The organism is Psychrobacter sp. CAL346-MNA-CIBAN-0220 (genome assembly GCF_040309805.1).
Taxonomy (GTDB): Bacteria; Pseudomonadota; Gammaproteobacteria; order Pseudomonadales; family Moraxellaceae; genus Psychrobacter.
Window position 1 is genome coordinate 1 of record NZ_JBEOPF010000261.1, and the last position, 274, is coordinate 274.

1 protein-coding gene is annotated in these 274 nt (G+C 46.7%); it reads right to left on the reverse strand.

Annotated features, from left to right (window positions below):
- Nucleotides 1–274, reverse strand: a 274-nt coding sequence (locus tag AAEY88_RS13575; protein WP_350563235.1) for a hypothetical protein, incomplete at both ends; no start/stop codon positions are given.

The window sequence follows — 274 nt, forward strand, 5'->3', positions numbered from 1 at the left end:
GTACCAAGTCATGGCTTGATTGGGATCGGTGCTTGCATGTTGGTACAGCGCAATACTGTTAGCCAATTGTGCCAAAGAGTCTGCCCCTCCTAACTTATCTAATGCGGCTAACAGACCTGAATTAGCACTGAGTTTACTCAAGGTCCGTTGTTGCAACTGCGCAAGGTGGGCCTGAAGTTTATCGCTGATCCCTGAGCCTGTTGATTTTGTTTTCACCCCTAATAATAACTGGAATAAGGTTGTGATAGCGCTACCAGAAAACAGAGGTGAGGGT